At 39.6% G+C, this 26156-nt stretch carries 46 protein-coding genes, 3 tRNA genes and 1 pseudogene; 27 read left to right on the forward strand and 23 right to left on the reverse strand.

Annotated features, from left to right (window positions below):
- Positions 1-40 precede the first annotated feature (40 nt).
- From pgsA to AC01GB_RS02750, 4 genes are all read left to right on the forward strand, one after another.
- Positions 41-589, forward strand: a complete 549-nt coding sequence (pgsA, locus tag AC01GB_RS02735; RefSeq protein WP_474450322.1) for a CDP-diacylglycerol--glycerol-3-phosphate 3-phosphatidyltransferase — start codon at positions 41-43, stop codon at positions 587-589.
- 131 nt (positions 590-720) lie between these two features.
- A tRNA-Gly gene (locus tag AC01GB_RS02740) sits at positions 721-796 on the forward strand.
- Between the two features lie 33 nt (positions 797-829).
- Positions 830-903 (forward strand) — tRNA-Cys (locus tag AC01GB_RS02745).
- A gap of 7 nt (positions 904-910) precedes the next feature.
- Positions 911-997, forward strand: a tRNA-Leu gene (locus AC01GB_RS02750).
- A gap of 127 nt (positions 998-1124) precedes the next feature.
- Here the strand turns inward: AC01GB_RS02750 and AC01GB_RS02755 are convergent.
- From AC01GB_RS02755 to AC01GB_RS02825, 15 genes are all read right to left on the reverse strand, one after another.
- Positions 1125-2141, reverse strand: a complete 1017-nt coding sequence (locus AC01GB_RS02755; protein ID WP_474450226.1) for a tyrosine-type recombinase/integrase — start codon at positions 2139-2141, stop codon at positions 1125-1127.
- Between the two features lie 2 nt (positions 2142-2143).
- On the reverse strand, positions 2144-2362 hold the full coding sequence (locus AC01GB_RS02760) for a DUF4224 domain-containing protein (RefSeq protein WP_474450229.1): 219 nt from the start codon (positions 2360-2362) through the stop codon (positions 2144-2146).
- Positions 2363-2573: 211 nt separating this feature from the next.
- Positions 2574-2816, reverse strand: a complete 243-nt coding sequence (locus AC01GB_RS02765) for a hypothetical protein (protein ID WP_474450232.1) — start codon at positions 2814-2816, stop codon at positions 2574-2576.
- Positions 2817-3041: 225 nt separating this feature from the next.
- Positions 3042-3698, reverse strand: a complete 657-nt coding sequence (locus AC01GB_RS02770; protein ID WP_474450234.1) for an antA/AntB antirepressor family protein — start codon at positions 3696-3698, stop codon at positions 3042-3044.
- A gap of 45 nt (positions 3699-3743) precedes the next feature.
- Entirely contained in the window at positions 3744-3884 is a 141-nt protein-coding gene (locus AC01GB_RS02775) for a hypothetical protein (protein ID WP_474450237.1), read from the reverse strand.
- A 26-nt stretch (positions 3885-3910) separates the two neighbouring features.
- Positions 3911-4351 (reverse strand): single-stranded DNA-binding protein, encoded by a 441-nt coding sequence (locus AC01GB_RS02780; protein ID WP_474450239.1) that lies wholly within the window; start codon positions 4349-4351, stop codon positions 3911-3913.
- A gap of 85 nt (positions 4352-4436) precedes the next feature.
- A complete protein-coding gene (locus AC01GB_RS02785) occupies positions 4437-4922 on the reverse strand; it encodes a lambda exonuclease family protein (protein ID WP_474450324.1) in 486 nt (161 codons plus the stop codon).
- Positions 4831-5580: a Sak single strand annealing protein gene (locus tag AC01GB_RS02790; RefSeq protein WP_474450241.1), complete on the reverse strand. Its 750-nt coding sequence runs from the start codon at positions 5578-5580 to the stop codon at positions 4831-4833. The genes AC01GB_RS02785 and AC01GB_RS02790 overlap by 92 nt, the downstream gene beginning before the upstream one ends.
- Entirely contained in the window at positions 5577-5825 is a 249-nt protein-coding gene (locus AC01GB_RS02795) for a hypothetical protein (protein ID WP_474449779.1), read from the reverse strand. The genes AC01GB_RS02790 and AC01GB_RS02795 overlap by 4 nt, the downstream gene beginning before the upstream one ends.
- A 196-nt stretch (positions 5826-6021) precedes the next feature.
- On the reverse strand, positions 6022-6342 hold the full coding sequence (locus AC01GB_RS02800) for a hypothetical protein (protein WP_474449917.1): 321 nt from the start codon (positions 6340-6342) through the stop codon (positions 6022-6024).
- Position 6343: 1 nt separating this feature from the next.
- The gene (locus AC01GB_RS02805) at positions 6344-7153 is read right to left on the reverse strand and encodes an antA/AntB antirepressor family protein (protein ID WP_474450243.1); all 810 of its coding nucleotides are present in this window, start codon (positions 7151-7153) and stop codon (positions 6344-6346) included.
- A 209-nt stretch (positions 7154-7362) separates the two neighbouring features.
- Positions 7363-7923, reverse strand: coding sequence for a restriction endonuclease subunit S (locus AC01GB_RS02810; protein ID WP_474450326.1), 561 nt, complete (start codon positions 7921-7923; stop codon positions 7363-7365).
- A 36-nt stretch (positions 7924-7959) separates the two neighbouring features.
- Positions 7960-8196, reverse strand: a complete 237-nt coding sequence (locus tag AC01GB_RS02815; protein WP_474450245.1) for a hypothetical protein — start codon at positions 8194-8196, stop codon at positions 7960-7962.
- A gap of 77 nt (positions 8197-8273) precedes the next feature.
- On the reverse strand, positions 8274-9434 hold the full coding sequence (locus AC01GB_RS02820) for an N-6 DNA methylase (protein WP_474450248.1): 1161 nt from the start codon (positions 9432-9434) through the stop codon (positions 8274-8276).
- A gap of 110 nt (positions 9435-9544) precedes the next feature.
- Positions 9545-10348, reverse strand: a complete 804-nt coding sequence (locus AC01GB_RS02825) for a KilA-N domain-containing protein (protein ID WP_474450250.1) — start codon at positions 10346-10348, stop codon at positions 9545-9547.
- Between the two features lie 102 nt (positions 10349-10450).
- On the opposite strand from AC01GB_RS02825, the gene AC01GB_RS02830 reads away from it, so the two are divergent.
- Complete coding sequence (locus AC01GB_RS02830) at positions 10451-10720, forward strand: CCDC90 family protein (RefSeq protein ID WP_474450252.1); 270 nt, start codon at positions 10451-10453, stop codon at positions 10718-10720.
- A 226-nt stretch (positions 10721-10946) separates the two neighbouring features.
- On the opposite strand, the gene AC01GB_RS18080 is transcribed toward AC01GB_RS02830, so the two are convergent.
- From AC01GB_RS18080 to AC01GB_RS02835, 3 genes are read right to left on the reverse strand one after another with little or no spacing between them, the layout of a single operon-like run.
- Complete coding sequence (locus AC01GB_RS18080; protein WP_488656425.1) at positions 10947-11048, reverse strand: hypothetical protein; 102 nt, start codon at positions 11046-11048, stop codon at positions 10947-10949.
- Between the two features lie 16 nt (positions 11049-11064).
- Positions 11065-11175: a hypothetical protein gene (locus tag AC01GB_RS18085; protein ID WP_488656426.1), complete on the reverse strand. Its 111-nt coding sequence runs from the start codon at positions 11173-11175 to the stop codon at positions 11065-11067.
- A 37-nt stretch (positions 11176-11212) separates the two neighbouring features.
- Positions 11213-11482, reverse strand: coding sequence for a hypothetical protein (locus AC01GB_RS02835; RefSeq protein ID WP_474450254.1), 270 nt, complete (start codon positions 11480-11482; stop codon positions 11213-11215).
- A gap of 174 nt (positions 11483-11656) precedes the next feature.
- On the opposite strand from AC01GB_RS02835, the gene AC01GB_RS02840 reads away from it, so the two are divergent.
- The gene (locus AC01GB_RS02840) at positions 11657-12154 is read left to right on the forward strand and encodes a coiled-coil domain-containing protein (RefSeq protein WP_474450257.1); all 498 of its coding nucleotides are present in this window, start codon (positions 11657-11659) and stop codon (positions 12152-12154) included.
- A gap of 45 nt (positions 12155-12199) precedes the next feature.
- On the opposite strand, the gene AC01GB_RS02845 is transcribed toward AC01GB_RS02840, so the two are convergent.
- Positions 12200-12475 carry a hypothetical protein gene (locus AC01GB_RS02845; protein ID WP_474450259.1) on the reverse strand — a complete coding sequence of 92 codons (276 nt, stop codon included), beginning with the start codon at positions 12473-12475 and terminating at the stop codon, positions 12200-12202.
- A gap of 169 nt (positions 12476-12644) precedes the next feature.
- Here AC01GB_RS02845 and AC01GB_RS02850 point away from each other — a divergent pair, with 169 nt between their 5' ends.
- Both AC01GB_RS02850 and AC01GB_RS02855 read left to right on the forward strand, forming a co-directional pair.
- The gene (locus tag AC01GB_RS02850) at positions 12645-12815 is read left to right on the forward strand and encodes a hypothetical protein (RefSeq protein ID WP_474450262.1); all 171 of its coding nucleotides are present in this window, start codon (positions 12645-12647) and stop codon (positions 12813-12815) included.
- 116 nt (positions 12816-12931) lie between these two features.
- The gene (locus AC01GB_RS02855; protein WP_474450263.1) at positions 12932-13147 is read left to right on the forward strand and encodes a hypothetical protein; all 216 of its coding nucleotides are present in this window, start codon (positions 12932-12934) and stop codon (positions 13145-13147) included.
- Positions 13148-13149: 2 nt separating this feature from the next.
- Here the strand turns inward: AC01GB_RS02855 and AC01GB_RS02860 are convergent, their stop codons facing one another.
- Positions 13150-13494 carry a transcriptional antitermination N peptide gene (locus AC01GB_RS02860; protein ID WP_474450265.1) on the reverse strand — a complete coding sequence of 115 codons (345 nt, stop codon included), beginning with the start codon at positions 13492-13494 and terminating at the stop codon, positions 13150-13152.
- A 507-nt stretch (positions 13495-14001) separates the two neighbouring features.
- The gene (locus AC01GB_RS02865) at positions 14002-14727 is read right to left on the reverse strand and encodes an XRE family transcriptional regulator (RefSeq protein WP_474450267.1); all 726 of its coding nucleotides are present in this window, start codon (positions 14725-14727) and stop codon (positions 14002-14004) included.
- A gap of 107 nt (positions 14728-14834) precedes the next feature.
- Between AC01GB_RS02865 and AC01GB_RS02870 the strand changes: the two genes are divergently transcribed.
- Positions 14835-14945 (forward strand): YdaS family helix-turn-helix protein, encoded by a 111-nt coding sequence (locus tag AC01GB_RS02870; protein WP_474450269.1) that lies wholly within the window; start codon positions 14835-14837, stop codon positions 14943-14945.
- A gap of 735 nt (positions 14946-15680) precedes the next feature.
- On the opposite strand, the gene AC01GB_RS02875 is transcribed toward AC01GB_RS02870, so the two are convergent.
- Entirely contained in the window at positions 15681-16061 is a 381-nt protein-coding gene (locus tag AC01GB_RS02875) for a hypothetical protein (RefSeq protein ID WP_474450271.1), read from the reverse strand.
- A 100-nt stretch (positions 16062-16161) separates the two neighbouring features.
- On the opposite strand from AC01GB_RS02875, the gene AC01GB_RS02880 reads away from it, so the two are divergent.
- The 7 genes from AC01GB_RS02880 (at position 16162) to AC01GB_RS02910 (ending at position 19873) form a co-directional block, all read left to right on the forward strand.
- Complete coding sequence (locus AC01GB_RS02880) at positions 16162-16389, forward strand: transcriptional regulator (RefSeq protein WP_474450273.1); 228 nt, start codon at positions 16162-16164, stop codon at positions 16387-16389.
- Between the two features lie 180 nt (positions 16390-16569).
- Positions 16570-16896 (forward strand): hypothetical protein, encoded by a 327-nt coding sequence (locus tag AC01GB_RS02885; RefSeq protein WP_474450275.1) that lies wholly within the window; start codon positions 16570-16572, stop codon positions 16894-16896.
- Positions 16897-17016: 120 nt separating this feature from the next.
- The gene (locus AC01GB_RS02890; RefSeq protein ID WP_474450276.1) at positions 17017-17169 is read left to right on the forward strand and encodes a hypothetical protein; all 153 of its coding nucleotides are present in this window, start codon (positions 17017-17019) and stop codon (positions 17167-17169) included.
- Positions 17166-17924 (forward strand): helix-turn-helix domain-containing protein, encoded by a 759-nt coding sequence (locus AC01GB_RS02895; RefSeq protein ID WP_474450277.1) that lies wholly within the window; start codon positions 17166-17168, stop codon positions 17922-17924. The genes AC01GB_RS02890 and AC01GB_RS02895 overlap by 4 nt, the downstream gene beginning before the upstream one ends.
- A complete protein-coding gene (locus AC01GB_RS02900; protein ID WP_474450280.1) occupies positions 17921-19309 on the forward strand; it encodes a replicative DNA helicase in 1389 nt (462 codons plus the stop codon). The genes AC01GB_RS02895 and AC01GB_RS02900 overlap by 4 nt, the downstream gene beginning before the upstream one ends.
- Before the next feature lie 14 nt (positions 19310-19323).
- The gene (locus AC01GB_RS02905) at positions 19324-19437 is read left to right on the forward strand and encodes a DUF1187 family protein (RefSeq protein WP_474450281.1); all 114 of its coding nucleotides are present in this window, start codon (positions 19324-19326) and stop codon (positions 19435-19437) included.
- A gap of 118 nt (positions 19438-19555) precedes the next feature.
- Positions 19556-19873: a phage protein NinX family protein gene (locus AC01GB_RS02910; protein ID WP_474450283.1), complete on the forward strand. Its 318-nt coding sequence runs from the start codon at positions 19556-19558 to the stop codon at positions 19871-19873.
- 146 nt (positions 19874-20019) lie between these two features.
- Here the strand turns inward: AC01GB_RS02910 and AC01GB_RS02915 are convergent, their stop codons facing one another.
- Positions 20020-20205 carry a hypothetical protein gene (locus AC01GB_RS02915; RefSeq protein WP_474450285.1) on the reverse strand — a complete coding sequence of 62 codons (186 nt, stop codon included), beginning with the start codon at positions 20203-20205 and terminating at the stop codon, positions 20020-20022.
- Here AC01GB_RS02915 and AC01GB_RS02920 point away from each other — a divergent pair.
- The 11 genes and pseudogenes from AC01GB_RS02920 to AC01GB_RS02970 all read left to right on the forward strand — a co-directional run.
- Positions 20133-20564: a recombination protein NinB gene (locus tag AC01GB_RS02920; RefSeq protein ID WP_474450328.1), complete on the forward strand. Its 432-nt coding sequence runs from the start codon at positions 20133-20135 to the stop codon at positions 20562-20564. The two genes, AC01GB_RS02915 and AC01GB_RS02920, sit on opposite strands and share 73 nt — an antisense overlap.
- Positions 20565-20661: 97 nt before the next feature.
- Complete coding sequence (locus AC01GB_RS02925) at positions 20662-21027, forward strand: hypothetical protein (protein ID WP_474450287.1); 366 nt, start codon at positions 20662-20664, stop codon at positions 21025-21027.
- Positions 21028-21109: 82 nt separating this feature from the next.
- Complete coding sequence (locus AC01GB_RS02930; protein ID WP_474450290.1) at positions 21110-21568, forward strand: antiterminator Q family protein; 459 nt, start codon at positions 21110-21112, stop codon at positions 21566-21568.
- Between the two features lie 312 nt (positions 21569-21880).
- Positions 21881-22282, forward strand: a complete 402-nt coding sequence (locus tag AC01GB_RS02935; protein WP_474450292.1) for an ATP-binding protein — start codon at positions 21881-21883, stop codon at positions 22280-22282.
- Between the two features lie 80 nt (positions 22283-22362).
- Positions 22363-22470, forward strand: a pseudogene (locus tag AC01GB_RS02940) (TA system antitoxin ParD family protein); the annotation flags it as partial.
- Positions 22471-22474: 4 nt separating this feature from the next.
- Positions 22475-23338 (forward strand): C1 family peptidase, encoded by an 864-nt coding sequence (locus tag AC01GB_RS02945; protein WP_474450294.1) that lies wholly within the window; start codon positions 22475-22477, stop codon positions 23336-23338.
- A gap of 68 nt (positions 23339-23406) precedes the next feature.
- The gene (gene ypfJ, locus AC01GB_RS02950) at positions 23407-24342 is read left to right on the forward strand and encodes a KPN_02809 family neutral zinc metallopeptidase (protein WP_474450296.1); all 936 of its coding nucleotides are present in this window, start codon (positions 23407-23409) and stop codon (positions 24340-24342) included.
- Positions 24339-25091, forward strand: a complete 753-nt coding sequence (locus AC01GB_RS02955; protein WP_474450299.1) for an endonuclease — start codon at positions 24339-24341, stop codon at positions 25089-25091. Before ypfJ ends, AC01GB_RS02955 begins: the two co-directional genes overlap by 4 nt.
- The gene (locus AC01GB_RS02960; RefSeq protein ID WP_474450330.1) at positions 25091-25468 is read left to right on the forward strand and encodes a phage holin, lambda family; all 378 of its coding nucleotides are present in this window, start codon (positions 25091-25093) and stop codon (positions 25466-25468) included. Before AC01GB_RS02955 ends, AC01GB_RS02960 begins: the two co-directional genes overlap by 1 nt.
- On the forward strand, positions 25434-25859 hold the full coding sequence (locus AC01GB_RS02965; RefSeq protein ID WP_474450302.1) for a lysozyme: 426 nt from the start codon (positions 25434-25436) through the stop codon (positions 25857-25859). The genes AC01GB_RS02960 and AC01GB_RS02965 overlap by 35 nt, the downstream gene beginning before the upstream one ends.
- 56 nt (positions 25860-25915) lie before the next feature.
- Positions 25916-26156, forward strand: a 241-nt coding sequence (locus tag AC01GB_RS02970) for a lysis system i-spanin subunit Rz (protein ID WP_474450305.1), incomplete at its 3' end; no start/stop codon positions are given.

Here is a 26156-nt window from a genome sequence, read left to right on the forward strand (position 1 = left end):
GTATATATATTTTATTTTGGCCAGACAATTATAGACCATGATGCAATTAAATATTCCAACTTGGTTAACACTTTTTCGTATCATATTGATTCCGTTTTTTGTGTTATTTTTTTATCTTCCTTTTCACTGGGCGCCTTTTGTTTGTGCGTTTTTTTTTGTCATTGCTGCGTTAACTGATTGGTTTGATGGTTTTCTTGCCAGATTGTGGCAGCAAACAACCAGATTTGGTGCATTTTTAGATCCGGTCGCTGATAAAATTATGGTAGTAACGGCTTTAGTATTGGTGACCGAATATTATCATACTTGGTGGGTTACATTACCGACAGTGACTATGATAGCGCGTGAAATCATTATTTCCTCATTACGGGAATGGATGGCGGAGGTAGGAAAACGTAGTTGTGTAGCTGTTTCTTGGATTGGAAAATTTAAAACAGCCGCCCAGATGCTCTCATTAGTTGGATTACTGTGGCATCCTAATATTCAAATTGAGGTAATTGCTCTCATATTACTTTATTTTGCGGCTATTTTAACGTTTTGGTCTATGTTTCAATATTTATCTGGCGCCTGGAAGAATTTGAATGAAGCTTGATCGAAATGATTGAAAAATCAGCGAACGAACCGAATTAATTAATAATAGTATTGACTCAATACAGGAAACAAGTAGAATGCAGCGCATCAAACGATGCTGGGTTTAACAAACTAACTAAGTATTGTAAGAATGCGGGAATAGCTCAGTTGGTAGAGCACGACCTTGCCAAGGTCGGGGTCGCGAGTTCGAGTCTCGTTTCCCGCTCCAATATCAGCCCTACATATAAGCTAGATTGAGTAGGGCGCGTTGGCAGAGCGGTCATGCAGCGGATTGCAAATCCGTCTACCTCGGTTCGATTCCGGGACGCGCCTCCAGGATTTAGCCCAGGTGGTGAAATCGGTAGACACAAGGGATTTAAAATCCCTCGGCCTTAAGGCTGTGCGGGTTCAAGTCCCGCCCTGGGCACCATGATATTTCCCATTTTTTATCAATAAGTTAAGTGGTAAAAAACAGTTGCTTAACAGTGAGTTTTTGTGACTAAAATCACCTTTCAGAACATCTTCAGAAGATAAGTTGAATTGATTTGAATATTTATTCATTTCTTCTGATTACCTACGACCGGAACGACTTCTATTTTTCTGTCATATCTGGCAGTCTGACCAATATTTTTATGACCCGAAATGGCTTGCTTTTCTTGTAGTGTTCCTTCTAAATCAGAGATACCTTTTGCTTTTAAATCATGAAAGGTAAAATTGAAATCCAATTCAGGATATTTTTTAGTGGCTTCTTCTTTAGCTTTTAACCATCTACTATTAAAGCCATCTCTGGTATATAACTTTCCATTTGCTTGATGTAAAACGTATAAGCTATTAACACCTTCTTTTAACGGTAATTGTTTAGCTAATTTTATAGCTTTAGTTAATCTTTCAGACCAACCTTTTATCTGGCTTTTGCCTGTTTTCCCTTGTTTGATATAAATTCCTGCGTCCATGAGTTGATCTTTGCGTAATGCTAAAATATCTCCTTGCCGAGCACAGCAAAGATAGGCTAGTTCCATAGCGATCTGAACAATCAACGGTGAAATAGAATATAATGTTTGATACTCTGTATCTGTAACATAACGATCACGGGCTATTTCTTTGTATTGTTTAACGCCTTTACACGGATTATTTTTTACTAATCCTCGTTCATATCCCCATCGAAATACTCTGGACATAAAAGATTTTTCTCTGTTGGCTTGTGTTCTACTCTTCAATCCTCTTTTATCCATATATTTTCTAATATGTTCAGGTTTAATATTATCCGGATTCATTTTGCCAAAAACAGGAATAACTTTTTTGGAATATTTTTGATAATCATTCTGCGTGTCTTTTGATAATTTGATAAAATCTGCTGAACATAGAAACTGATTAATCAGCGATTCATAATTAAAAATACGTTTCTCGTCATTAACGTATTGTTCGTAATGACTCCAAACAACAGATTTATCTGCATTTAAAGCACATAAACGAATTGTACGACCATTTGGATGTTTAAACTCGTATGCAGATCTCCCACGAAATACGCGTGGAGGCATCCAATTATCAGCAGGGTTTTTTCGCTTTCCAGACATAACTACATAGCTCCAAAATTTGGTTTCTCAGCAAAATTAATACCCGTTGCTTTTGAAAGTCGTTTATTGAAATGTTCCCATGTCGTTTTGGGACGACCATCAGGCCGCTTAATGAAAAAGATTCCCGCTTCTTCTAAAACTTTGCATTGTTTGGATGGTTTTTGGTAACCTGTTAGTTCTTTCATCTGTTCATCTGTAATGAACATAGAATTATTATTCACGTTTATGTCCTCTTTAAAAACTCACACTATTCTCAGGCGCTTCATTGCTCCATAGAAACAGATAGCCTAAGCACGAATGGTTATATTCGTTCTTTGTTAGGTGAGGGGTATGATTTGGAGGGAGTGCTAGGATTTGCTGCGCCGTTTGATGCTTTGTTTTGGTATTGCCAGGGTGGGTCTGGGAGTATCAGGTCATACTTCACTTCATCTCCTAAACATACCAGCTTTTACTTTTATGCAAGTCGTCTATTTTTTCTAATACAGTGATTTTATTGCCGCCTTTTCCGGTTAATGTTTTACTTTCTCCATCGGTATCAAATTGATATATCAACCCCTTGTTTGTTAATTTTTTCTCCTTCAATCTAATTATTTTCATCATCTCACCATGATAAATAACCTGTATACCAGCTTTTACATGATGTAACGTTGTTCGGTATTGATGGACGTTATTCATAGGATTTCTCCGGTTGTTGATTACATGAATGTAAATTTGATTAAAAATTGATCATCTGTGAATTATTTGTGGTAATATTATTGCCGTTGTGTGTTGGTTAACAGCAACATTTTCCCCGGTGTTGGCCAGCCTTGCGCTGGTCTTTTTTGCTTGGCATTATTCACTAATAAGAACGGATAATTTTCCAAGTCCTTTTGGCGTAATTCTTACCTGTTCAGTCAACTTTTACGAACCGTCATTTCTAGCAACGACAGTCACTTTATGCTCGATTAAATCCTGCTTGATTTTATCCTGATAGCCAATCCAACTTTTTCCACCAACACGCCGATAAATCCAATCATGTCCTTGTAACCATGAAAAAAGTGCTTTGGGTTTCATTTGGAGTGATTTTGCCGCATCAGTAATATAAAGCGAACCTTCTGAATAGCTGATTCGTTTTAGTGCTTCGACTTGCGGTTTCATCTCATCGGCTTTATGTTCAAGTGTAATGACTTTTTCTGTGTAATTGAGTAGCAATCCTCGCATCGCTGATGGATTATTTAGTATCTCAACTGGATTGACAGCTTCTAATGCTTTTCTTTCACATTCAATAAAATACTGTCTGGCCTGTTTACCTTTTTCGTTTCGCTCAACCATGGATAACTCTTTCGCCATATCGAGGGAAATGTGATATTCCTTTGCTGGACGGCCGCCATTTGGGGTTTTTCCTAAAATTACGATAAAGTCCTGACTCTCAATAAAACCGTATTGTTGAATGCGATCTTTTATCCAGTCTGCAAACTTCTGTTTACTTTCCAAAAACGCATGTAAATCACGGGCATTAACCGTCTGGATTAATCCACCATTGATATTTTTTGTTTCGATGTTGATTAAATTTGACATAAGGATATCCCTCAAAGTTAATTGATGAATGAATATGGATGTTTGTTAAGCGATATTGATCAGGGGGGATATTGCCGGTGGTGTTGTATCAACATGGGCTAGATGTTCCACTATCAGCTCAAAGGCAAACGCTACACTAATAAACAATAATGTCGTGATTAATAGTTTGATGATGTTAAGTTTCATTGCTTAACCTCCGGTATAATTAGTGTCTAGAAAGGTATGTCTTCGTCTTCAAAATCAGTTTGATGAATAGCGTTACTGTTTGGCTGGTTAGTGGTTGGTATACCCGTTTTACCTTGGCTTTCCTGCGGTTTTCTTTCTTTCCGGTTGCCCAATATTTCAACGTCATTGACTAAAAATTCGGGGGATATCCTTTGCTGACCGGATTTGTCTGTCCATTTATTTTCCTTGTAGGAGGCAGTGACACGAACAAATGTGCCTTTTTGTGCATGCTTGTCAATATATTCGGCTATTTGCTTAAATGCCTTGCCATTTATCCATGTGGTCTCATCAATCCATTGGCCTCTGTCATCTTTCCTTGATTTACTGATTGCGAGAGAGAATACGGTGATGGGATTTTTATCCTGGGTATAGCGGATTTCTAATTTTCCGATGCGTCCGGTAAAGTGACACTGATTCTGGTTTGCCATGATGCCTCCACTTTTTGATTAATTCTGTTGATTTCTGATTTTAATTTTTCAATAAAAATTTGAACGGCCTGTTCAATCTCGTTAACTAAATCATCATCCTTGATAATTCGGGTTTTATAGTAAGCAAGGTTGGGGGAAGTCTGTCATCATAGCTGACAAAATCGCACCAGTTTCTGCCTGTGCACATCATTTGGCCGTGCATTTGTAACAGGTATTCGTATTTAGGTTTTCCTGTAATAATGGTTTCAATGTGGGTAGTGGTGTTGGGGCATTTAATTTCGATAAGTCCATCATCATTAACCAGGCCGTCAGGACTTGCGCCAAATAGCGCAATAGTCGGGTGGGGAATAAAGCCAACTTCGGTGACCGTGACATCAAACTCATTGAGGCAATATCGTGCTCTGGCTTGAGGTTCAAGGGCAATGCCTCGTTCAATCGCCTGACTGGTTTTAATTTCTTCTCGTCGCCCGGTCAGGGTTTCACAGACTAACTGCATGAGGTAGTTTCGTTGTGTTGTCCCCTTGCCTTTGGATAACACCTTGTGTAAATTGCTGGCGGTGACTTTCCCCAGTCTTGCCTGAAACCACTCGTCCGTTTTCTGCTTCATGATGAGCCTCATTTTTCATTGCAATATTGCGATAAATCGCCATTTTGTTTTCTTCGCCAATAATTCCTTTCTCTTCTAGTGTTAACTGTTGCCAATGCGTTTTCATCGACTCAACACCCCCTTTTGCTGCGGTTTTTAATTCCTTGATTAATTGCTCGTAACGGGCTTTTTGTTGTGCCTGTTCTTGTTGTATCACGACTTTTTCCTGCTCAGGTAAATCTTCACCGGCATAGATATAAAACCCTAATCCAAACATTGAAATGGCTTTAGTGAGGCAACGCATCAGCGCTTTGTTGATATTAATGGCGTTAGGGTTAGAAATCGCCTGATTCCGGTAATCCATAACGGGTAACCACATTTTGCGGGGAAATTCGTTATCACCCTGTTTAATGGTGAGGGTTAATGACACCATGGCACTGCCATCATCGTTATAGTTCATGGGTTCAATGACATAGTAAGATTCTGGGTAGTGTGCCATTAATACGCCCCACGCCCATGCCCATGAGAGATAAGAAAGTCCGTTTTTCTTTTCTATTTTTTCGTTAACATTAATGGCAGAAAGCGTTTCCCAAACTTGCTGTTGAAAACTTTTTTCTTTTTCGGTATGTTGTATTTCGCTCATAGATATTTCCTCTTAGGCGCTCGAATTGCTTTGTATCGATGAATGTGCTCATTTTTGAAATGGTCAAACAGCGCCTGCCAGATATCGTCAAAATCCTCATTACTGAGTTTTCTCATGACGGAGGAAGGTAGGCAGTCATAAACAGGCTGGACAAGTTCGCTGATTTCGTCGTCCAGTCTGTCTTCCCAATAAGCAATTTCTTGCTGTTGTTCGTACCCGTAATCTTGCATGGCGTAAGGGTTCATATCACTTCCTATCTTGCTAACAATAAAACGAGGCTTGCCAACGCGATGATTAGCAAGGTGGGGATGATTTTTATGGAATCTTTTTTAACGAAACTGTCACTATTTAAGACGTAGCGAAGCTCCTGCTGTTTAAGCTGGTTCATGTTTTTAACCCTTAATTGATATTCAGATGTGATTAATTTGTAGAATCCGGTCTTTATTCGTCCGTTTTCTTTGATTGATGCTTGAGTAGTGCCTGTGTTGCTCTGCGGTGGCGACGATGCGCGTTATAGAGTTCACGCTTTTTCTTCATTAACGCCCTATAGTGGCGATTTGTATATTTGATGACGCCTTCGTATTCCGGTTTTTCTGGGCTAAGTGAACCACAATGTGCTCTGGGGTCGCCATTTTTAATCAAATATTGACGTATGGCCGAATGATAAATATCTTTCAGCGTCACGATGGCTTTTTCACAGGCAAAAATATCTTTGGATGCGGCAATGATACGCGCGATAATAACGTCCTGATTCATCGTCATCTTAGGCCACCTGATGATATTTGTCGTGAGTGAATTCACCGTTCCAGTCTTTTTTCATGGGTAGCTTACCTTTGAGGTATTGGTGATATAGCCATGAAGCCCCCTTTTTTAGCAGAACGATTTTGTAACACTGACGTTGCCCGTAATCGTTTGTCATGATGAAGGGGGATTCGGTTAGATAGGTATCTCTCGCATAGGAATGCACACGCCAGACATGAGCCTTGCTGATATCCTTTTCTGCATCGTAGAGAAAATGGCGCGATTCGAGAAAAAGGTTGACCTGGTTAATGTTAACGCCATTAAGTTGTTTGCAAAACTGGACAGGTGACATGCCAACCTGGAATAGATTTTTTAGGCTATCGATTTCGGTTTGCTGTTCTTTATTAACTAACGATAAGTGTTGAACCTTTTCGGCCATTTCAGCGGCAAGCCTTAGCGCTTCAGGAAGTGTTTGTGGAATAACATGGGTAGCCGTTTTTGCCTGTCTTTCACATTCAATAAAATACTGTCTTGCCTGTTTCCCTTTTTCGTTACGCTCAACCATTGATAGCTCTTTGGCCATATCGAGGGAAATATGGTAGTCGCTCATCGGACGTTGGCGAGATTTTGCACTCCCCGATTTTGGGGAGCTCAAATTTTCTACAATTATGTAGTCCTGATTTTCAACAAATGCATATTGCTTTATTCTATCTTTTATCCATGTGGTAAAATCTTTACCGATTTCCAAAAACGCATGTAAATCACGGGCATTAACCGTCTGGATTAATGCGCCGTTGATGTTTTTTGTTTCGATATTAATTAAATTTTGCATAAGGGTATCCCTCAAAGTTAATTGATTAATGATTGCCCCTGTAAAAAGGGGCGTTAGGATTATTTAGTTACGTTGGAGGAAATGGGTGAGTTCAGCTTTATGCCAGTTTGAAAGGGCGCCATTTAGCATTAGCTGGTTATCCTGTGTAGCTTGAGATAACATAGTTTCTATTTCAGCAATAACTTTATCTACATTGTCATGCTTAATGGCTATTTTTCTCGTTCTGGTTGCCAGAGTTTATTTATTTCTTCGTTTATATATTGTTTGTTATCTTCTATTTTTTCTTTTAATATTTCTATTTCTTTCTCTTTTTTTTGAATTGAGTCGATGAATTTTAGCTGCTCCTTAATTGATAAATAAGGAATTTGGATTTTTGAAATTTGTTTTGATGATATATGTTTTACAGTCGTGAATGATGTGTTATTTTCAATATCTTTTAATGGTTTTTGTATAGTGTGAAACAAGTAATCTTTTAGAAATCCACTTTTAGGTGTTAACAAAGCAACTCTTTGGTTCAAAAGTGCCTTACCGCCATTCCATATAGTGGCGTTAAATTCTCCGTCCATACCTATTAAAATATCACCATCGTTAATAATATATTTTGGATCGTAATCATCACAATTATATTTTGTTCTTGTAAAACCCACTTTTATATCTCTAATTCTTATCAATGGAAAACCCTCTAATTCAGAAAAGAATTTAGATTTAAAAGCGTATCCAGTTAAAATGTTACAAACTTGTTCTAATTTAATTAATGGGATTTTGGAGATATTTACACTTTCTTCGTATTGACTACCTACTAAGTTTCAATTGTTGGACTTGACTTTATGCAAATTAATTGTCCTAAACCCTATTTCTAATATATTTTCTTTGAAATTTTTATCTTTTTCTATTTTTTTAAAGTCTGATTCAGCAACTTTGTGTAAATCGTTCTTTCCCTTAATTTGTTTTCTATGATTATCCAAGCTGTATCCATCATTTTTAACGTCAAAATACCAATAACTTTTTTGTGAATTATTTTGGTGAGCATTTGTTAGATACAAAATATCTGTTTTAACTCCTGTATAGGGAAAAAAAGAATCCAGATGGCAAAGATATTATACTTTGTAATTTTGCTTTACTACAGTAAAAATTCTCTTGCTTTTGCAGTATCTTTCCTAAATAAAAAACCTTCTGGAACGACTAAAGCCATTCTTCCACCTTCTTTTAAAGATTTTAGACAATGTAATACGCAAACGGCGTCTCCACTATTCTTTGAGATTCCGTTGTAATATAAATTGCTAAATTCGGAGGTTTTTTGAGAAAAAGGAATGTTACTAACTACAACGTCAAATTTATTATTAATAGGATTTTCTAAGCTATTAGTCTGCACAACACCGCTATGACCATCACCATGCAAAATCATATTCATCTTTGCAATCCGTGCTGTTGTTGTTATTTCTCCCCCATAAAGAGTTTCGCATCTTAATCTTTTTAAATCTTCTTTGTCTTCAATTATATTATTTTCTTTAATATAATTAAAAGTTTGCGTCAAAAATCCTCCCGTTCCGCAAAAAGGGTCATAGACTTTTTCTTTAAATTTAGGTGTGACCAAATTAATAATCGTCTTTATTATGTGTCTTGGTGTAAAATATTCCCCTAAGTCATTATTCGTTGATGTTGTTTGCTTTAGGAAGTATTCAAAAGCATCTCCTTTTATATCAGTATCAATAGTAGATAAAATCAGAGGATCAATTCTTTCAATTATCTTCTTTAATGTTTTAGGGTTTTGAATTGAAATAGGCGTAAAAACATTGCCTCCATATTTATTCTCAATTTCTTTAATAATTGAATCATTAATTGTTGTAATAAGCCTATTGTCAGGAAGTTTTTTAATAAATTCCCAGTAAGATTCTTTTTCATTTTCTCTTATTAGCTCTCTTACTTCTTCACCATTTAAAATTAACTCCTTGTTGTTTGGAATAAAACGAGTTTCACCATAAGCACCATTCATTGCAAAAACTAGAGGAACATCTAGTGCTTTTGCGTATTCAGCGCCTTGTTCTAAGGCTGATTCAAGATTTATTCCGCTCTTTTTAGCTTCTATGATTGCTATTGGTCTATTCGTGCCTGTTTGATAAAGTATGTAATCAGGTTTTTTACCATTTAGTTTCTTTTGTTGATCTGGATAAGGCGGTTTCTGAAAATATACATTTTTAAGCTTTGAGTCACCGTCTATATGCCAACCCTTATTGACTAAATTATTATTTATTATCCATTCTGTTTGTTGTTCTGCTAACATACAAATTATCCGAATTGAAATATTAAGCTTAAATCTATTTAATAAAAATCGTTACTTGTTGTAAAGAGATAACTATAGCTATTCTTAACCTTGTTCATTCACATATTTTATTATGCTGCTGCGATCCCGTTCATCATGACACCTAACAATCTAGGAAACTGGTTATCATAGAAATGGGGCTGCGTCTGACGGGGATGATTTGGGTCCGTGATATTTTTACCAAACTGTAATCCTTTTTCTGTCAGTGACCAGAACAGTTTTTCCTTCTCAGGATGTTTGCTGCTGGAGCGCGATTTACGTTCAACAATCCCCAGAAGTTGTAATCGTTTAAAGCCAGAATGTGGGCTGTAAGGTTTGCCATGCAATTGTAGAAGCTCCGTAAAAGAATGCGTTACTTCACTTGAACCTGTTAAACTCCCTTCTGGTGCATCAACAGCGTAAGCGGGTAGTATATCCAGCATACCTAGTGAAGACTGGAGTTTTTTCATTGCGCCGAGTAGACCAGAAGGGGCTATACGTAGCTCTTGCTTGTAAAAAGCGATCATGGCTAAACCTGCTTGTATTTTTTCTACCAGTACGCCGTTATTGCTTTTTACCGAATCCCTAAAGCGCTCGTAAACCTGAACTTCAAAAGCGGGGTCTATCCATGCTGCGTATCGGATGGCAACGAGTTCATCTGCCCAAGTTCCTGATTCAAGTCCACCTTTAATCACATTAACCGAAGCCCTTTTTTGGGCTTCGCTCGAAGATTGTACAAATGCAGCAATACCATCAGAGCGCATGAATTTTGATGGCCGCTGAGATTCAGTCGCTTTACCTTGCGCAACTGCCGCACGGTGTAAATCATTTAGACAATAACGCCTGAAAGCGTCTTGGCGTACAATGGTATTTTCAATAACTACTAATTTAGACATAAAAATATTTCTCCGTAATTAAACGAATTAAGGTGTTAACGTGAAAGATTTTGCAGATTGCAGCCTAAACCCGTTATACTTACCAAAAAGGAGGATTAAACTATGGGTCAGGTTGCATTTGATACACAAGAATTTGTCGAAACATTAGAAAATGCGGGTTTGCCAAAAGAGCAGGCGAAAGCAATTTCTATTGCTGTGCGTAAGTCACATGAGGTTGCTGATGTAGCGACTAAAGCGGATATTGTTGAAGTTAATCGCAATATTGCTGATGTCAGAAAAGAAATTGCTGATGTCCGTAAAGACTTATCGGCTGAGATTTCTAACGTCCGCAAAGACATGGAAATAGTCCGCAAAGACCTATCTACTAGATAGCACTAGTCAGGTATTCGATGCTGAACATAATTAATCCGCTGGACTGCTTTAAAACTTGGTGGTGTAATCGTTGTGACTATTAGTGCTGCAACAGCGATACTAAAATTCTTCTTGATGCCTGCACTATAATTACCATTGGGCTGTTAGCTTAATGGTATAGCATAGGGTTTAATTCTTCGGTTGCAGGTTCAAGTCCTGCACAGCCCGCCAATTTCACGGTATATCCTCATGAGCTTTGCGATTTTCTCTTTTTAAGACAATCATTTTCTTTTGTTAAGCACTGTATAATTTCTTTGAAAGTTCTTGTTTCCATGTCGTCGTCATTCACGATATATCAATGCTGCTTAAGTATATTCGCAGTCGCTCAAATTACGACTGCCATTAGTCACCCCAACCAGATTTCCCATATTTGGGTGCTTTGCCGTTACAATGCGTGGATTGTCCAATCTCATCATGTGTACTCCTTGTTTATTCTAATTATTTATTGCTTCATCAGTACCCAATCCCAATGGCACCCCTACAATTTGGTGGGTTACTGGTTAAATCGCGATTTTGTTTTTCACGAATACTCATATTTGCATATTGATTGACAGTTAAATTATGATTTTCTAAGGCTACAAATGCGCTTCTAATTTCGTGGCCTAGAGTATTAATATCAATTTCGTTTAACGATAAATAGCGTTTGTAATTAATTTCTAACAGATTAGCTAAAACCTCACGTGCTTTGTCTTGTGATTTCTCACTTAATTCTTCAAATTTCATACTTCCTCCTAAATATTAATAAGCTTAAGGATGCATGCCGCATTCACACATCCTTAAATTGATTTGATTGCCTGATTATTTTGCCACTTCAGGCGGCAGTGGTTCTGTTGCTCCCCAGCAACAGAACCTGTTATACTTTTGTGATCCCAGCAAACAGGAATGAGAATTTAACTTATGCCGTTAAGTACTGCATGGCAAATCACAAAAGATATTGCTTCTTTAGGTAAGAAGATATTTGATAAAAAAGTGAGTGATGAGGTCAGAAAAAAAATACAGGAAATGATCGAAAAATCCTCTGAATTATATGAGAAAATTGTTTTTCTCGAGGAGGAAAGACAAACGAATAGAAATTTTATCTCTAAACTTCAGGAAAAAATCAAGCACACCAAAAATTTTCATCGTGAGTTTAAAAAGTATAAACCATGCAAATTGGCTTCTGGTACGTTTATTTATATTTATGACAATGTTTCTGATAGTGATGATCTTCTTCACTATATATGTACAAAGTGTGTAAATGATGAGGTAATATCGATACTTCAACCAACGGGAGGCAAGACTAATTATAATGGAAAAATATTTTCTACCTCTATTTGTCATAGCTGTGATTCCAATTATTTAATGGATTATCTTGGTGATGATGATATTTGTGTTCCATCATATTCTGCGTTTTAATTACTTGCCGTTACATCAACAGATTTCAGAATAGGGCGACTTTTATTATTGGTTATCTTTTGATTCTTCATGTTGCTCCAGAATATATTCAGCTAGCCTTAGAAATTGTTCTTCAGGCATCCTGATATTTGCAATAGTTTCTCTTGATAGTTGCGTTTTTTCATTATCAACCCATTCAGTTATATGCTTAAAAAATGATATTGACCCTATTCTGTTTCCTGTATCTCCAAAAGACGAATAGCCAAAGTGATCAGCGTATTGGCTAATACAATCAGAATTTTGTTTGAATGTAATTCTTTCATCTTCGCAATTGGTGGTCATTGTTTATCCTCTTAAATTTCCCATTTGAACCTGTTATTGCAATGAAAGATTGCAAATATGATTAGTTGCCTGTCTTTTCACCACATCAGGCTCGGTGGTTTCATCGTTCCCCAACGAATGAAATCATGTATAATCAATTCACCTCAACGAATTGAGAAAGTGATTTGTTATGTTTGGTGAAATTCCTGCTGCGATTGCAGCAATCAAAGAAAGTTTGGCTCTATTTAAAGTAATTAATGATGCAAAGAATCAATCTGAAATTGATAATGCTATTTACGAAATAAATAGAAAACTCCACGATATACAATCGGAAAACACAAAGTTACTTGAGGCTCATTAACGAGAAACAAAAGTCTATACTTCTCCTTGAGCAATCTCTCGCTGAAGCACATAGCAAAAAATGCTGACAAAGAGAAATGGGCTTCTTAGTCTCTTGACTATGAAGCGTGGAGCCCGATGATTGGCACGATCTTCTATCGCAAGAAGCTTCCTTCCGATTCCGTTGGAAAATATTCCTATTTTTGTGCTCATTGTTATGAGTTTGGTAAGTCGTCGGTGCTTAGCATACATTCTGTCGAGACTAAGATTGGCATTGGTGCCCATATTGCAACACTTATTTGTCATATATGTAAGTCCTCTTATTTGGCACCCGCAAGTAAATTGAAACAGTAATGCTAAATCCTTGCCGTCATTTCGCCAGAAAGCAGAATAGGGTGACGACTCTTCGTCTTCACTGAATACAAAGCCACTTTAGGTAAACAGCAATTATCAAATGAGTCATAAACTTTAGTAGGACGAATTGATATTGCTTTTTCTACACGATTCATTACCTTTCTTTTCAGAGAAAGGAGAGGGCGCTTAGTGTTTGGTGTTGTTTGTTGCTGAGAGGGTTTGGTTGGATTTAACGCTGCTTTCAATGCCATATTAAGTGCTTTGTTATATTGATAGGCTACCTGTTTAGCTCTTCTCCGCTCCTGTCTCCGACGGCGAGCATTATCATAACCATGCAAGTTACACATATTACCTCCTACAATGGGTTTTGGTGGTGTGTGCCGGAGGTATCCGGATTATATTTACAGTCATATTGGTAGTTCCCTGGTGTTGGTTTTAACTTAATGACTGTATTTTGGTTATTTCACACACCCCAAAACCGACTGTTTGGGTGTTTTATGGTTCGCTTTTTCAGCGAAAGGGTGTTAAAGAGCGGTATTGCTTAACTGTCGTCACTCGCCTTCATGTTCATACGCCTCCGGCTGGCTACTTGGCAACGTCTGGCTAGGCTTAAGATAACTCGTGGTATTGTCTGGCGTTTGCCTGTTGCAGTGAGTTGATGGGATGATAATATCCTAAGTTATTTTAAAAGTAAATAGCTTTGAATATACTTTTTATACCAAAAGTTATATTTGTTGTTTTTTGAACAAATTTAATTATAAAAAATCCTCATGTTTTTATGAGAATTCTAAAGAAAAGTACAAATTATGAGGGTAATTAGCTGGTTAGCTGATGCAAAATATCTCGTCCAGCCATTAAATAAGCATTACAGATATATTAAATACACGCCCTACTATTTTCACCGTTTTTATATCCACTATTTCGTCAGGATAATCAGTAGAGTTATAGCTTTTGATAATAAGTTTACCACCAGGTTGCCGATGAAGGATCTTTATTCGAAGTAGATCATCCTGTTCAATAAAATAAATACCTCCATCAACAACATTATGATCACCCCTATTAACAAAAACAGTTGTTCCATCTGGAATTAATGGTTCCATGCTGTTTCCATGAACAGGAAACGCCTGAACATCTTTAGGCATGATACCGTATCTACGTAGTGTTGAGCGAGAAAACCTTAATTTATAATTATGGACGTCTATTCCACCATAGCAACCATCGCCTGCTGCTAATTCAATGTTTTTGTAGTAAGGGATTTCTACTTCATCATCATCTAATGGTGTTTTACTATCCCACTCAGTAATTTCACGTAGTTTAATATCTTTTAAGGGTAAACCGTCTTTTTTCGGTTCCTGAAAGATGAAATTAGGTTCAATTCCATCACCGGTTGCAAGCCAAACAGGATCGACAGACAGAGCATTAGCAATCTCAACAGTTTTTCTCGAGCTTTGAGCTTTGCCTGATGTTAATTTCCAAACGCTAGGTTGTGACATACCAACGGCATCAGCAAGCTGACCCTGAGTAAACCCACGTATTTTCATGGCTAGATTTAGCCGTTCGGTAAATGTTGTTTTTTTCATATTTCAATTATATAGCTGTGGTTATAATACGACAAACAGCTAAAGTTATTTACTTTTATAATATCTTTGGGTATTATTGGTTATATAACAACACTAAAGGTTATTTTATGAAGAATGAACTGATTAATAAGGCTATTAGTATAGTCGGTAATCAGCAGAAATTAGCTGATGCATGTAACGTAAAACAATCTACAGTTTGGGCTTGGTTACATGGATGAAAAAAAACCGTCTGCTACTAGCGCAAAACGTATCGAATTAGCAACAAACAAAGTCGTCTTAGCGAGTCAGTTGCGCCCAGATTTACATGAATTATTTGGTGAAATTTAACACCACCAATCTTTAACAACCTGGCCTCCCTGAAATTGGGAGATTTATAAATTCCCAGCCTATCGGGAGGGATAACTATTATCTGAAAGTTATGGATTAAGTGTAAGATAAGATTGCTGCAAAGACTATCAAATCGTCATGCAACTCTTAATTTTGTGGCTCTTGTCCGTGATACTGCAAAGATTGATGTGTGAGGAAGTAAAGCCGGATTTTTATGCTTCACTGGCTTATTCTGACCATAACACTTACGGCGTACATCACGAATGATAGCTAACTGATAGTCACTTGCTGTTGCGTGAAAATCCTTAATGTGTTCGTAAGATCTGTTGGGATTGAAACGTTTAGAACATACAGGACATATAGCGGATGTTTTTTTCATAATATTTTCCCTTAACAAATTAGATGAATAAATAATCGTGTTTGTAATGAAAAATGGGTTCTGCCACTTCGGTACATTGTCTCTTGTGAGATACGCCGTCCGCCTGTGCGTTAGAGTGCGCCGTTCACTTTTTTCAATCTCAGGCTGATTACCTTCGATGAAATAAGTTAATTAAAATATTAATTTTTTAGTTAATTAAAAATAGAACATTTTTTAATTAATGCTCTATGCGATTGATTTAAAGTATTTATTTTTTGGTTAAGGGAGGATAATTATTACGTTTTTCTAATAACTCAGCAAAAATAGAATCATAGTGAGCTTTTCTGGATTTCATTTCATTCAGAAATTGTTTTGCATCTTCTGAGGGGAGATTATCGAATAACTCTAATATTTCCATTTGTTGATTTGTAAGTTTTTTATATTTATTTTTGATTATATCATCAAAGGACTCCGAATCTAAATAGCCATTAGGCATGCCGTACGTACTTTCAATACGTCTTGCTGCTTTTTCTCCAAAAGAAGTCTTGCCGTTTATCAGTTGCGATAAATAACTTTTTTCTTTTTCTGGTAGGGTCTTATCTGAAAACCACTCTTTTAAACGTCGTTGACGAATTAATTTTATATCCATGGAAACATTTTGATTAGTAAATCCTAAACAATCAAACTGTTTACAAAATATTTATCGTTATATAAACTTGACTTAAATCCAAAGGATTAAAGGAGTTCATATGGAATTAAAAGAATACATAGATTCTCTTGAGCGTGGCGGTTCTAAGAATCTAGCAAGAAAATTAAATATATCTAAATCTTTTTTATCTCAAATGGCTTCTGGCTTATGTCCAATATCACCCAAACGATGCGTTGAAATTGAGCTAGCCACCTGTGGCAAAGTATCACGCAAAGATTTACGACCTGATGATTGGCATCAGATCTGGCCAGAGCTAATAGCAGCATAAATTAATCTACATTCCACCGAACGATGCGGTATACCATCGGGCGACCGGATAGCGTCCTGCTAAATGGCTGAAGCGGCAAAACCCACTTAATAACTCACAATCTCACTCTATCTATTATTTTTTTCACAAACCTCATAGAAATATCGAGGTAGGGAATTTTATTACTTAAGGATTATAACCATGGAATATTCAAATACTATCAAAATCACCTGCAAACCTGAGCATCTAGAATCTTACTTCTACCAGAAGATGGCATCAGAAGGGAGTAATAACGGGTTTGCCAAATCACTAGGGATACACCCTTCAACAGCGAGTCGGGATAAAACCAGAATATTTAAACTAGCTTGTCAGGTGGTCTCAGAATACGGCTTGCCTAGGCATGTGGTGAGTGTGTCTGATTCATCGACACAGGAGGTTGTTATTACGAATATATCAGGAGAAGAAATACGCAAGCTGATTGATATGCTGGAGCACTTAAGATGGCCAAAAAAGAAGCTTCAAGGTTAAAAAACGATGAAGCTTCAGAATGTCAGATTGAGTGTTGTATTTAATTACAGATTTTAGGAAGTTTAATGATAAGGGAAACGGCAAATTTCCCTTTTTTCTTTCAGTTTCAACGAGGTCATTATGCCAAAAAAACGCCGGTTTATCAATAAAAACCATCAAGAAAAAGCCCATCCAGATAGTCCTGATGGGTTATTGGTTGCTGCATCAAAAAATAAGCGTTTCGCACATCGATTTGTATCAGAGTTTAAGAAATTAAGGGAGAGCACTCAATGAGTATGACACTGATGGTTCAAGCCATGAAAATGAAAGTAGGCAGTACTGCCAGAAAACTAATACTCCTAAAATTAGCTGATAATGCGAATGACAAAGGTGAGTGCTTCCCTTCATACCAACACATTGCTGAACAATGCGAAATGAGTCGCAAAACTGCAATTGGACATATTGATGCGTTGTGTGAAATGGGGTTAGTGAAAAAAATTCATCGAGGCGGAGAAAAAGGGAATTCAAGCAATATTTATAAGTTAAATTTAGATGGTGTAGAAATTACACCCCCTAGTGTAAAAATTACACCAGAGGGAGTGAAAAAATTACACCACCCTAGTGTAACAGTTACACCACCCCCTGGTGTAAATATTACACCCAGAATCAGTCACTCTTTTGAACCAGTCATTGAACCTAAAAAAACAAACAAAAAAATATCGTCTGACGACTCGAAACCTGCAAAACAGGTTTCACGTAACCGGCAAAGTAAAATTCCCTATCAGGAGATTATTCAGGCATTCAATGAAGCTGTCGGTGATACGCTGCCTAATGCCGCAACTCTGAATGACAAACGAAAACGGGCAATATCCAAATTCTGGAAAGAACTCAAAAATCCTTCGGTTGATGCTGCTAGAAATTATTTTGAAGTATTTGTTGAAACCGCTAATCCTTGGTATTTCGGTGAAAATGACCGAGGCTGGAGAGCAAGTTTTGATTATCTGCTAAGACCTGACACGGTAACAAAAACTAGGGAGGGTGCGTTATGATAAACCAGGTCCCCAATAACCTTCCTGCTGAACAAAGTGTTATTGGTGGTTTGCTGATAGATCCGATGAGCGATAATGCTTTGAAGGTATTTTCACTGCTAAGCCCTGATGATTTTTACGCCGTTCACCACCGATTGATTTATGCAGAAATGCGCGCGATGAGCGGGAAACGTCAGGCAATTGATATTATCACGGTGGATGAAGCATTATCTAAATCAGGGATGGCTCAAAAGGCGGGTGGCTTTGCCTATCTTGCTGAGATAGCCAAAAATATCCCGAGTGCCGCAAACATGGTCAGTTACGCAAAAAGTATCAAAGAGTGCGCGGCAGGACGCTACACGGTTGAGAAAGCTATTGAAATTCAAAAACTGTTTATTCAGCCTAATGCGCTAGGATTTACTGATAAAATTGACGTGGCGCAACGTCTGATTGATGAAGCGGCAAAATTTAGCAAGGTTGGTCTCAAAACAGGGCTTCGCCGGATTGATGATGTACTGGATGATGTATTTACAGATATTTGTGACCGTGAGGACAACCCAGAGAAACACTGCGGACTCAAAACAGGGCTTATGGACTTTGACGATTTACTGAAGCCTAAGCAAATCGTTAATGGCTCGTTGTTTGTGGTTGGTGCACGCCCCAAGATGGGTAAAACCACTGTGCTTACTGAGATGGCGAAAAACGTTTCAAATCAAGGAAAAGCGGTGTTGTTATTTAGTATGGAAATGACGGATAGCCAGTTAGCCGAGCGAACGTTAAGCCAACAATCCAATCTCAACTCTAATCGGTTTTATGAGAAACTGGAAGAGCATGAATGGGATCAACTGCGTAATGCGATTGCGCGACTCAAGCAATACCCCAATATTTGGATTGATGATACGCCAGCCATGAGCTTACAGCACATTCAGTCAGAATGTCGTAAAATAAAACGTAAAATAAGGGATATTGGATTTATCGGTGTTGATTATTTAACACTGATGCAGACTGAAAAAGCGGATAGAAACGATTTAGCCTACGGAAATATCACCAAAGGGTTAAAAGTTTTGGCAAAAGAACTTAATACTGTTGTCGTGTTACTAACACAATTAAACCGAAGTTTAGAACAGCGCACCAACAAAAGACCCATGCCCAGTGACAGCCGTGATACGGGTCAGATTGAGCAGGATTGCGATTATTGGTTAGGGATTCATCGAGAATCGGTTTATGACCCTGACGCAGATAAAACGCTAACAGAACTCATATTACGGTTAAATCGACATGGTAAAACAGGCACGGTTTACGTTGACCAGAAAGGACTAAGTATTTTCCCTGTTGACCAGCATGTAGCCGCAGCAAAAATCCAACCTCAAAAAGAACCTAAGCGTTATTCAGACAAAAAGTTTTAATCAGGACACCCCCAATGAAATACCTCATCGAAGCCACCCTTGTTAAGGATGGTGGCGCACCAGTGTATTGGCTGCACTATAGCGACAAAGCACTATCAGAACAGGATTGCCTGAAAATGTTATCCTAGCCGCCCATGTTCAAAATGCAATTTAGCGATATAGGTTACTACTGGACTGTTGGCAGTGGCAAGGCTGGAAAGAGAACTCAAATTAGGTTGAAAAATTTTACCTGTGAGGAGGTTAAAAGTGAAAATTAGTACAAGTGAGCTGAAAGGCCGGCAATTAGATTATGCTGTCGCTATTTTTGAAGGTTTTTTTATGGATTGTCCTAATGAAGCGCCCAAATATTCTGAATACTGGGAGTATTGCGGTGAATTAATAACAAAATACGAAATTTATTTGTCAAATGAGGATGGTAGGTGGTTTGCGAGTATGCCGCCGCATATGAATGGTTTTATTCAGCAAGGGGAAACGCCGCAAATTGCGATTTGCCGAGCTGTTGTTATCAATTTTCTTGGCGATGAAATAGATATCCCTGATGAGTTGGTGGGTGACGATGAGTGAAATAATGATATTTCTCTTTAAAATCAGCATGAATCTATTTTGCTTTTTAGGTGTTGTGATGACGGTCATAATGTTAACTATCACAACTGACAACAGTACGTGGTTTATTGTTTCTTTGAGGTTTTTATCAGTAGTGGCTTAGTGGCTTAGTGGCTTAGTGGCTTAGTGGCTGTCATATCTTTGGCTATCTCAATGATATATCTCTTTATTGTCTTGTTTAATGATGTTTTTTTTGAAATCAAAATAACGGGAGGCGCATCTGGAAGAAAAACTACTCTTCCACGAATCAACGAAACAGTCAGTCTGGCAAACACTAAAAGTTGTTCTTGCAACAAAGCAACCGCATCAACTCATTATCAAGCCTTACCGGAAAACCCGCTCACTTTCACAAAATTCACTTTTCCACCTGTGGACAGGGGAGATAAGCAAATGTCTGTGTGCTAACAACGCTAACTATACCTCAGAGCAGGTGAAGGAGATGTTGAAGCATACATTCTTAGGCTATGAGGTGGTTGAGCGTATCGATGTGACCACACAGGAGCCAGAGCGCGTCAGAACGCTCAGGAGGACATCAAAGCAAATGCATGTCTTTATGCAAAAAGTGGAATGCTGGGCGATTGGCATCGGTTTTTTCGTGACAATACCGGAAAGCTCGGAGTATATGAAATTAAAACAGGAACAAGAGAATTAAATGGCACTAAAAAGGGATAAATACGATGCCGTGTTCTCTGAATTAGTCCGCGAAAGAACAAACTGGATATGCGATTATTGCGGACGATATTTTCAGCATGAACGCGCTAAATTACACTGCTCACACTTCAAATCAAGACGACATAAAGCCACCCGTTATCACCCCTGTAATAAATAGTTTTTCGCACTGCATAGGCTGTCATCGCAAGTTAGGCGAAGACCCTTATGAATTTACTGCGCATGCAGAAATAACTTATGGCGAGATGACCATTGCCAAAATAGCGATGCTGGCTAACACCAGTATCAGACTTAAGACGGGTGAGATGGATGAAATCTACTATCAGATGAAAAGCGAACTCAAACGAATGAAAACGATGCGACTTGATGGATTTACAGGGCGCATTGAGTTTTGCTTACCGGATTGGTATCAGGCAAGCATTACGTTTCGAATGGGCGAACAATAGCCCATACATATTAAACCACCATTAAACATTCAACGCAGGGCATCAAAAACATGTCCCTATTCCTATTTTTGCCGGAGGACAGATGAAGGCGGTTAAGTCATTGGAATTAACTAAAGCACAGTATGACTGGGTAAATGGTTGGCTTGAGTTATGGGGGGCGTGGGTATGCTCAGGAGAACTCGACAAATGGCAATTCAATATCATCTGGCGATTTATGCAAAAGGCGAAAGGGGAAGTGATACCTTCGAGGCCAATGTGTAACGATGATGAAGGATTGCTCATTTCTCAAGTGGTTGATGCTGTTATGCGTATTGATGAGAAAGCCTACCAGATTCTATTAAGTTATTATGTTTACGGAAAGTCAAAATTAAGCATAGCCACCTATTATCACAAAATAGCAAAACCGAGAAGGATGATGACCAGGGCGGGGGGAAGGTGGAAAAGGCCATCACCTAGAACATGCAGAAGGGAGATTGATGATATTTTGAATGCTAGCTTGTATGTTGTTTATAAAATGCTGTCAAATGTCATGAAAAACTAAAATTTTGCAGCCAATATAGTTAATATCGCATAATTATTGCTTGACTTTAATGGACAAATGGCTAATAATTTTAAGGTAAGCTGTTATAGTTACATAAAAATCATAGAACCTCGCATTTGGCGGGGTTTTCTTTATTGGTTGTGTTGTTAACCCAAATAGTTATATCATTGTTAACGCACTACTTTTTATAAGCTCGTATGGTATACATAAGGTAAATAAGGCAGTAGTGCATAGCCCCATGTGAAAGCGTGGGGTTTTTCATTTACGCCACCGCAATACTCACAAATTAACTAACTAAAACGGGAAAGGCGGTTGGCTAACCTTATTGTCACTTTTCCTGACCTGATGATGAGATTGAGAAAAACCTACGAAAGCGGATCTCAATATACCGAATCACAGTTAATTGATGACTTGTGTGGTGTTGATTTGCTCGTCTTTGATGATGTTGGCGTTCAGAGAAACAATCTCAATGAAGAACTGGTGATTTTTCAAATCGTCGATCGGAGAACATCAAACAAAAAACCAACGGGAATTTTGACCAATTTACCGCAACAACAATTAACGGAGATATTGGGGGAGCGAATCGTCGAATCGCTTAAGGATGGGAAAACCCACCGTAGTCAATTTCAACTGGTCAAGATACCGCCGGAAAGTTTCATGAAAAAAATAAGTTACTCAAAAATTCACTCATCAGCACCTCGAAAACCTCTTTAGGGCGGAGAGGATGTCAAACAATCAAAAAAGGATCACTAAATGAAAAAATCAATTTTTCTGATGCGTTAGAGAGGTTGAATATGGCTACAAGTATACGTTTAGATGATGACTTTGTAAGCGAAGTGAAGAGTCATGCACTCACTTTTAGTAGAAGCGTGCCAAAGCAGATTGAACACTGGCTAAGATTGGTCAATGGCTAACAATGGCGTTCTACCGTACCGCTCAGGCGGCCTTTTTGTTTTTCTCAATAATATAAAGGATATTATGGTGCTCATGAAATTTTGTTGTGGTTGTCTGCCTGATTCAGTGGATGTCGAAGATCCGATTTACTGTCCCGATGTTAGAATATTCATGCCTTCGCGGATTGATATTACGCCAGATTTTCCTGCTTATGCACAAGGCAGAATTGGTTCATGTACGGCAAGTGTATTAGCAGCTGCGGTTTGTTTTGTACGTAAAAAGCATTATCAATCGCCGGATTTTTCTCCCTCAAGATTATTTATTCAATATAACGCGCGTCTTTTGAACAAGAAAGTTGAATACGACGCAGTAGTCTCTTTTCGGGCAGGACTGAACAGTTTAAAACAATATGGCGTTTGCCCTGAAAATTTATGGCCTTATGACGACACACCGCCAGATGAAAATAAAAAATTTCCGCCTCATTCAAGAGCTGGACAGAGTCCATTCAAGGGATGTTATTCCTCGGCAAAACGATTTAAAGTAACTCAATGTTATCGTCTTAATCCACAATTAGACCATTTGAAGAATGTGTTGGCACGTGGTTTTCCTTTTGTATTTGGTTTTAATATTTATAATAGTTGGATAATGCAAAATCCCTTGCCAAAGAAAGTCTCTTTTCCCTCTGTAGAAGAAAAAAAATTAGCCAGCCACGGCGCACTGTGTATAGGTTATGATGATGAAACAGGACTGTTTAAAATTCGTAATTCATGGGGTAGTGATGTGGGTGAAGACGGAAATTTCTATTTACCGTATAAGTATATGCTAAATAAAAAACTGGTTTCTGATTTCTGGGTAATTACTGGGGTTAAGAACTAAGGGTATTGGAAAGTATTAACGAAGGCAGTTTGTTGGACTGCTTTTTTATGGCTTAAAAAGGGGCATACATGCACTGGAAAGAGAGACGGGAAAGTGAGCAGGTAGAAGACCGGCGGAATACCGCCGAAGCACAGGAAGAGTATACCAGTCTGGAAGAAGCCTTGAAGCGCCGGAAGAAAAAGGCAAAGAAAAAGAAAAGAAAACTTAAATATAAACCGCTGTTAGCAGAAGGTTTTGTGTTTTCACACTGGCGTGGATGGGCCTGGCTGGCTGTTATCCTGGTGTTGTTACTGGGTGGCTATCGTTGGGCTTTTGCGGCATCTGAACAGGTGAGCGCGCCGTCATCGGTCAATCGTTTTGTGGATGAGAACGAGGCCGCTAAGTTCACCTCTGTCATTCTGGCATCAACTGAAGATGCCTGGCGGAAGATTTTTGCTGAGGGAGGCGGTCATTACCGATTGCCGAAACTGGTGATATATCGGGGAGAGACAGAGACAGGCTGCGGCACGGGCTATACCCTGATAGGGCCCTTTTATTGCCCTGCTGACCGCACTATCTATATCGACCTGTCATTTTATGACGAGATGAAAAACAGACTGGGGGCAGACGGTAAATTTGCCTTTGGTTATGTGATAGCCCATGAAGTGGGGCATCATATCCAACACCTGCGGGATGTCTTGAAAAAAGTAGACCTGGCACAGGCGAATATGTCAAGAAAATCGGCCAATAAGTTATCGGTAAAGCTGGAATTGCAGGCGGACTGCTACGCGGGGGTATGGGGGCATTTTGTGCAGCAGGCAGGCTGGCTGGAGATGGGCGATTTGGATGACGCGCTCAATGCGGCCAAAGCGATTGGGGATGACCGGCTACAGAGGGAAGGTCATGGACGGGTGGTTCCCGAGACGTTCACGCACGGGACATCGGCACAGCGTCATGACTGGTTTAAGCGGGGTTTTGATAGCGGTGACCCAAAACAATGTAATACCTTCAAGGAGATACGATGATTATCAGACAACATTGGGTAATCGGTATCCTGTGCTTGTTGAGTGTGTTAAGCACACCCGCTCAGGCGACTAAGCCGGTTAATACCCCGAAGAGTTTCAGTGAAGCGAAATGGGTTTCCCGTCAGGCCGTTTACCACGACCTCAATCAGGGTGCAGGTGGCACCCTCTATTGTGGCTGTGACTGGCAGTGGACAGGAAAAAACGGGGGTCGAATTGACCTTGAAAGTTGTGGTCAGGCGGTCAGACGGGAAGTTCACCGTCATCGTGCACAGCGGATTGAGTGGGAGCATATCGTGCCGGCGTCGGTATTCGGTCAGGCGTTTGGCTGTAAAGAAAAAGGCGGCCGAAAAGGCTGCCGTCAAGAAGACCCGGAATTTCGAAAAGCGGAAGGCGATTTGCACAATCTGGCACCGGAGTCAGGTGAAGTGAATAACGACCGGGGTAATATGCCCTATGGCGAAGCCGGGCAGGTCCCTTTTGTTTACGGGCAGTGTCAGAGCCGTCCGGATTTTAAACAGCGGGTTTTTGAACCGCGCGATGACGTCAAGGGACTCGTCGCCCGGGTCTGGTTTTATATGTCAGACCGGTATGGTTTTGTGATACCCCCTGAGCAGCAAGCAATTTTAATGCAGTGGGACAGGCAATATCCCCCCGATGCGCGTGAACGCGAACGTGACCGGCGTATTGCGGCGATTACCGGTGTGCACAATCCGTTTGTGACGGGTGAAAAGGCATGGAAAAAACGATAATGGAAAAGTTCACTGGGGCATGGGAGAGCGTTTGCGCTTTCCTGGCGTCGATTAAAGAGCAGGGCGTGGGCGCAACGCTGGCGTTTCTGATGGCGTGGCTGCGCGGGCGATATCAGGAGAAGAAATGGCGCAAGACCCTGATTGATGCCACGATATGCGCGATTATTGCGTGGTTTGCGCGTGACCTGCTGGCGCTTTTCGGGTTAAGTGCGGGTCTGGTCTATCTGGCCAGTGTCTTCATCGGTTACCTTGGCACTGATTTTCTGGGGGAGGCATTAACGGACTCACTGCCTTTTCGGGGGTTGAGGTTGTCGGTCAAAAAACCGGACACAAGGAAAAAAAATGACAACCAGCGACGCAGGGGTAAGTCGGATTAAACAGTTTGAGGGGTGTCGCCTTCGGGCTTATCGCTGTCCGGCCGGACGCTGGACGATTGGCTATGGGCATACGCAGGGGGTGACGGAACGGATGACAATTTCACCGTCACAGGCGGAACGCTTTTTAACCGATGACCTCGAGCAGACAGAGGACGTGATTAACCGGTGTGTGTGGGTCACGCTGACCCAACTCCAGTTTGATGCGCTGGTATCACTGGTCTTTAACATCGGTGAGGAAGCATTCGCGACCTCGACCCTGTTAACAAAACTCAATGCGGGCGATGTTGCGGGCGCGGCGAATGAATTTAACCGCTGGGTCTATGCGGGCGGGGAAAAACGCCCGGGTCTGGTCAGGCGCCGAGCGATTGAACGGTCGGTGTTTTTGTCATGATGCGGGGAACAGTGATGGCGTTGCTGGTTGTGATAACGGTGCTGTCTGTTGGCCTGATGCATTATCGCGCAGAGGCCAAGCTCTGGGAAATGAAAGCCGGGCAGGCGCGCCAGCAGGTGGAAAAGACCGAACAGCAGTTACAGACACAAAAAATCCAGTTTGACCAACTGGCTGAGATGGACAGACAGCATTATCAGAGGTTAACCGATGCGAAACAGACGATTGAGGCACTCAGGCTGGATGTTGTTCGGGGTTTTAAGCGGTTGCGGGTCAACGCCACCTGCCCCAAAGTGTCCG

Source organism: Candidatus Arsenophonus phytopathogenicus, assembly GCF_056113345.1.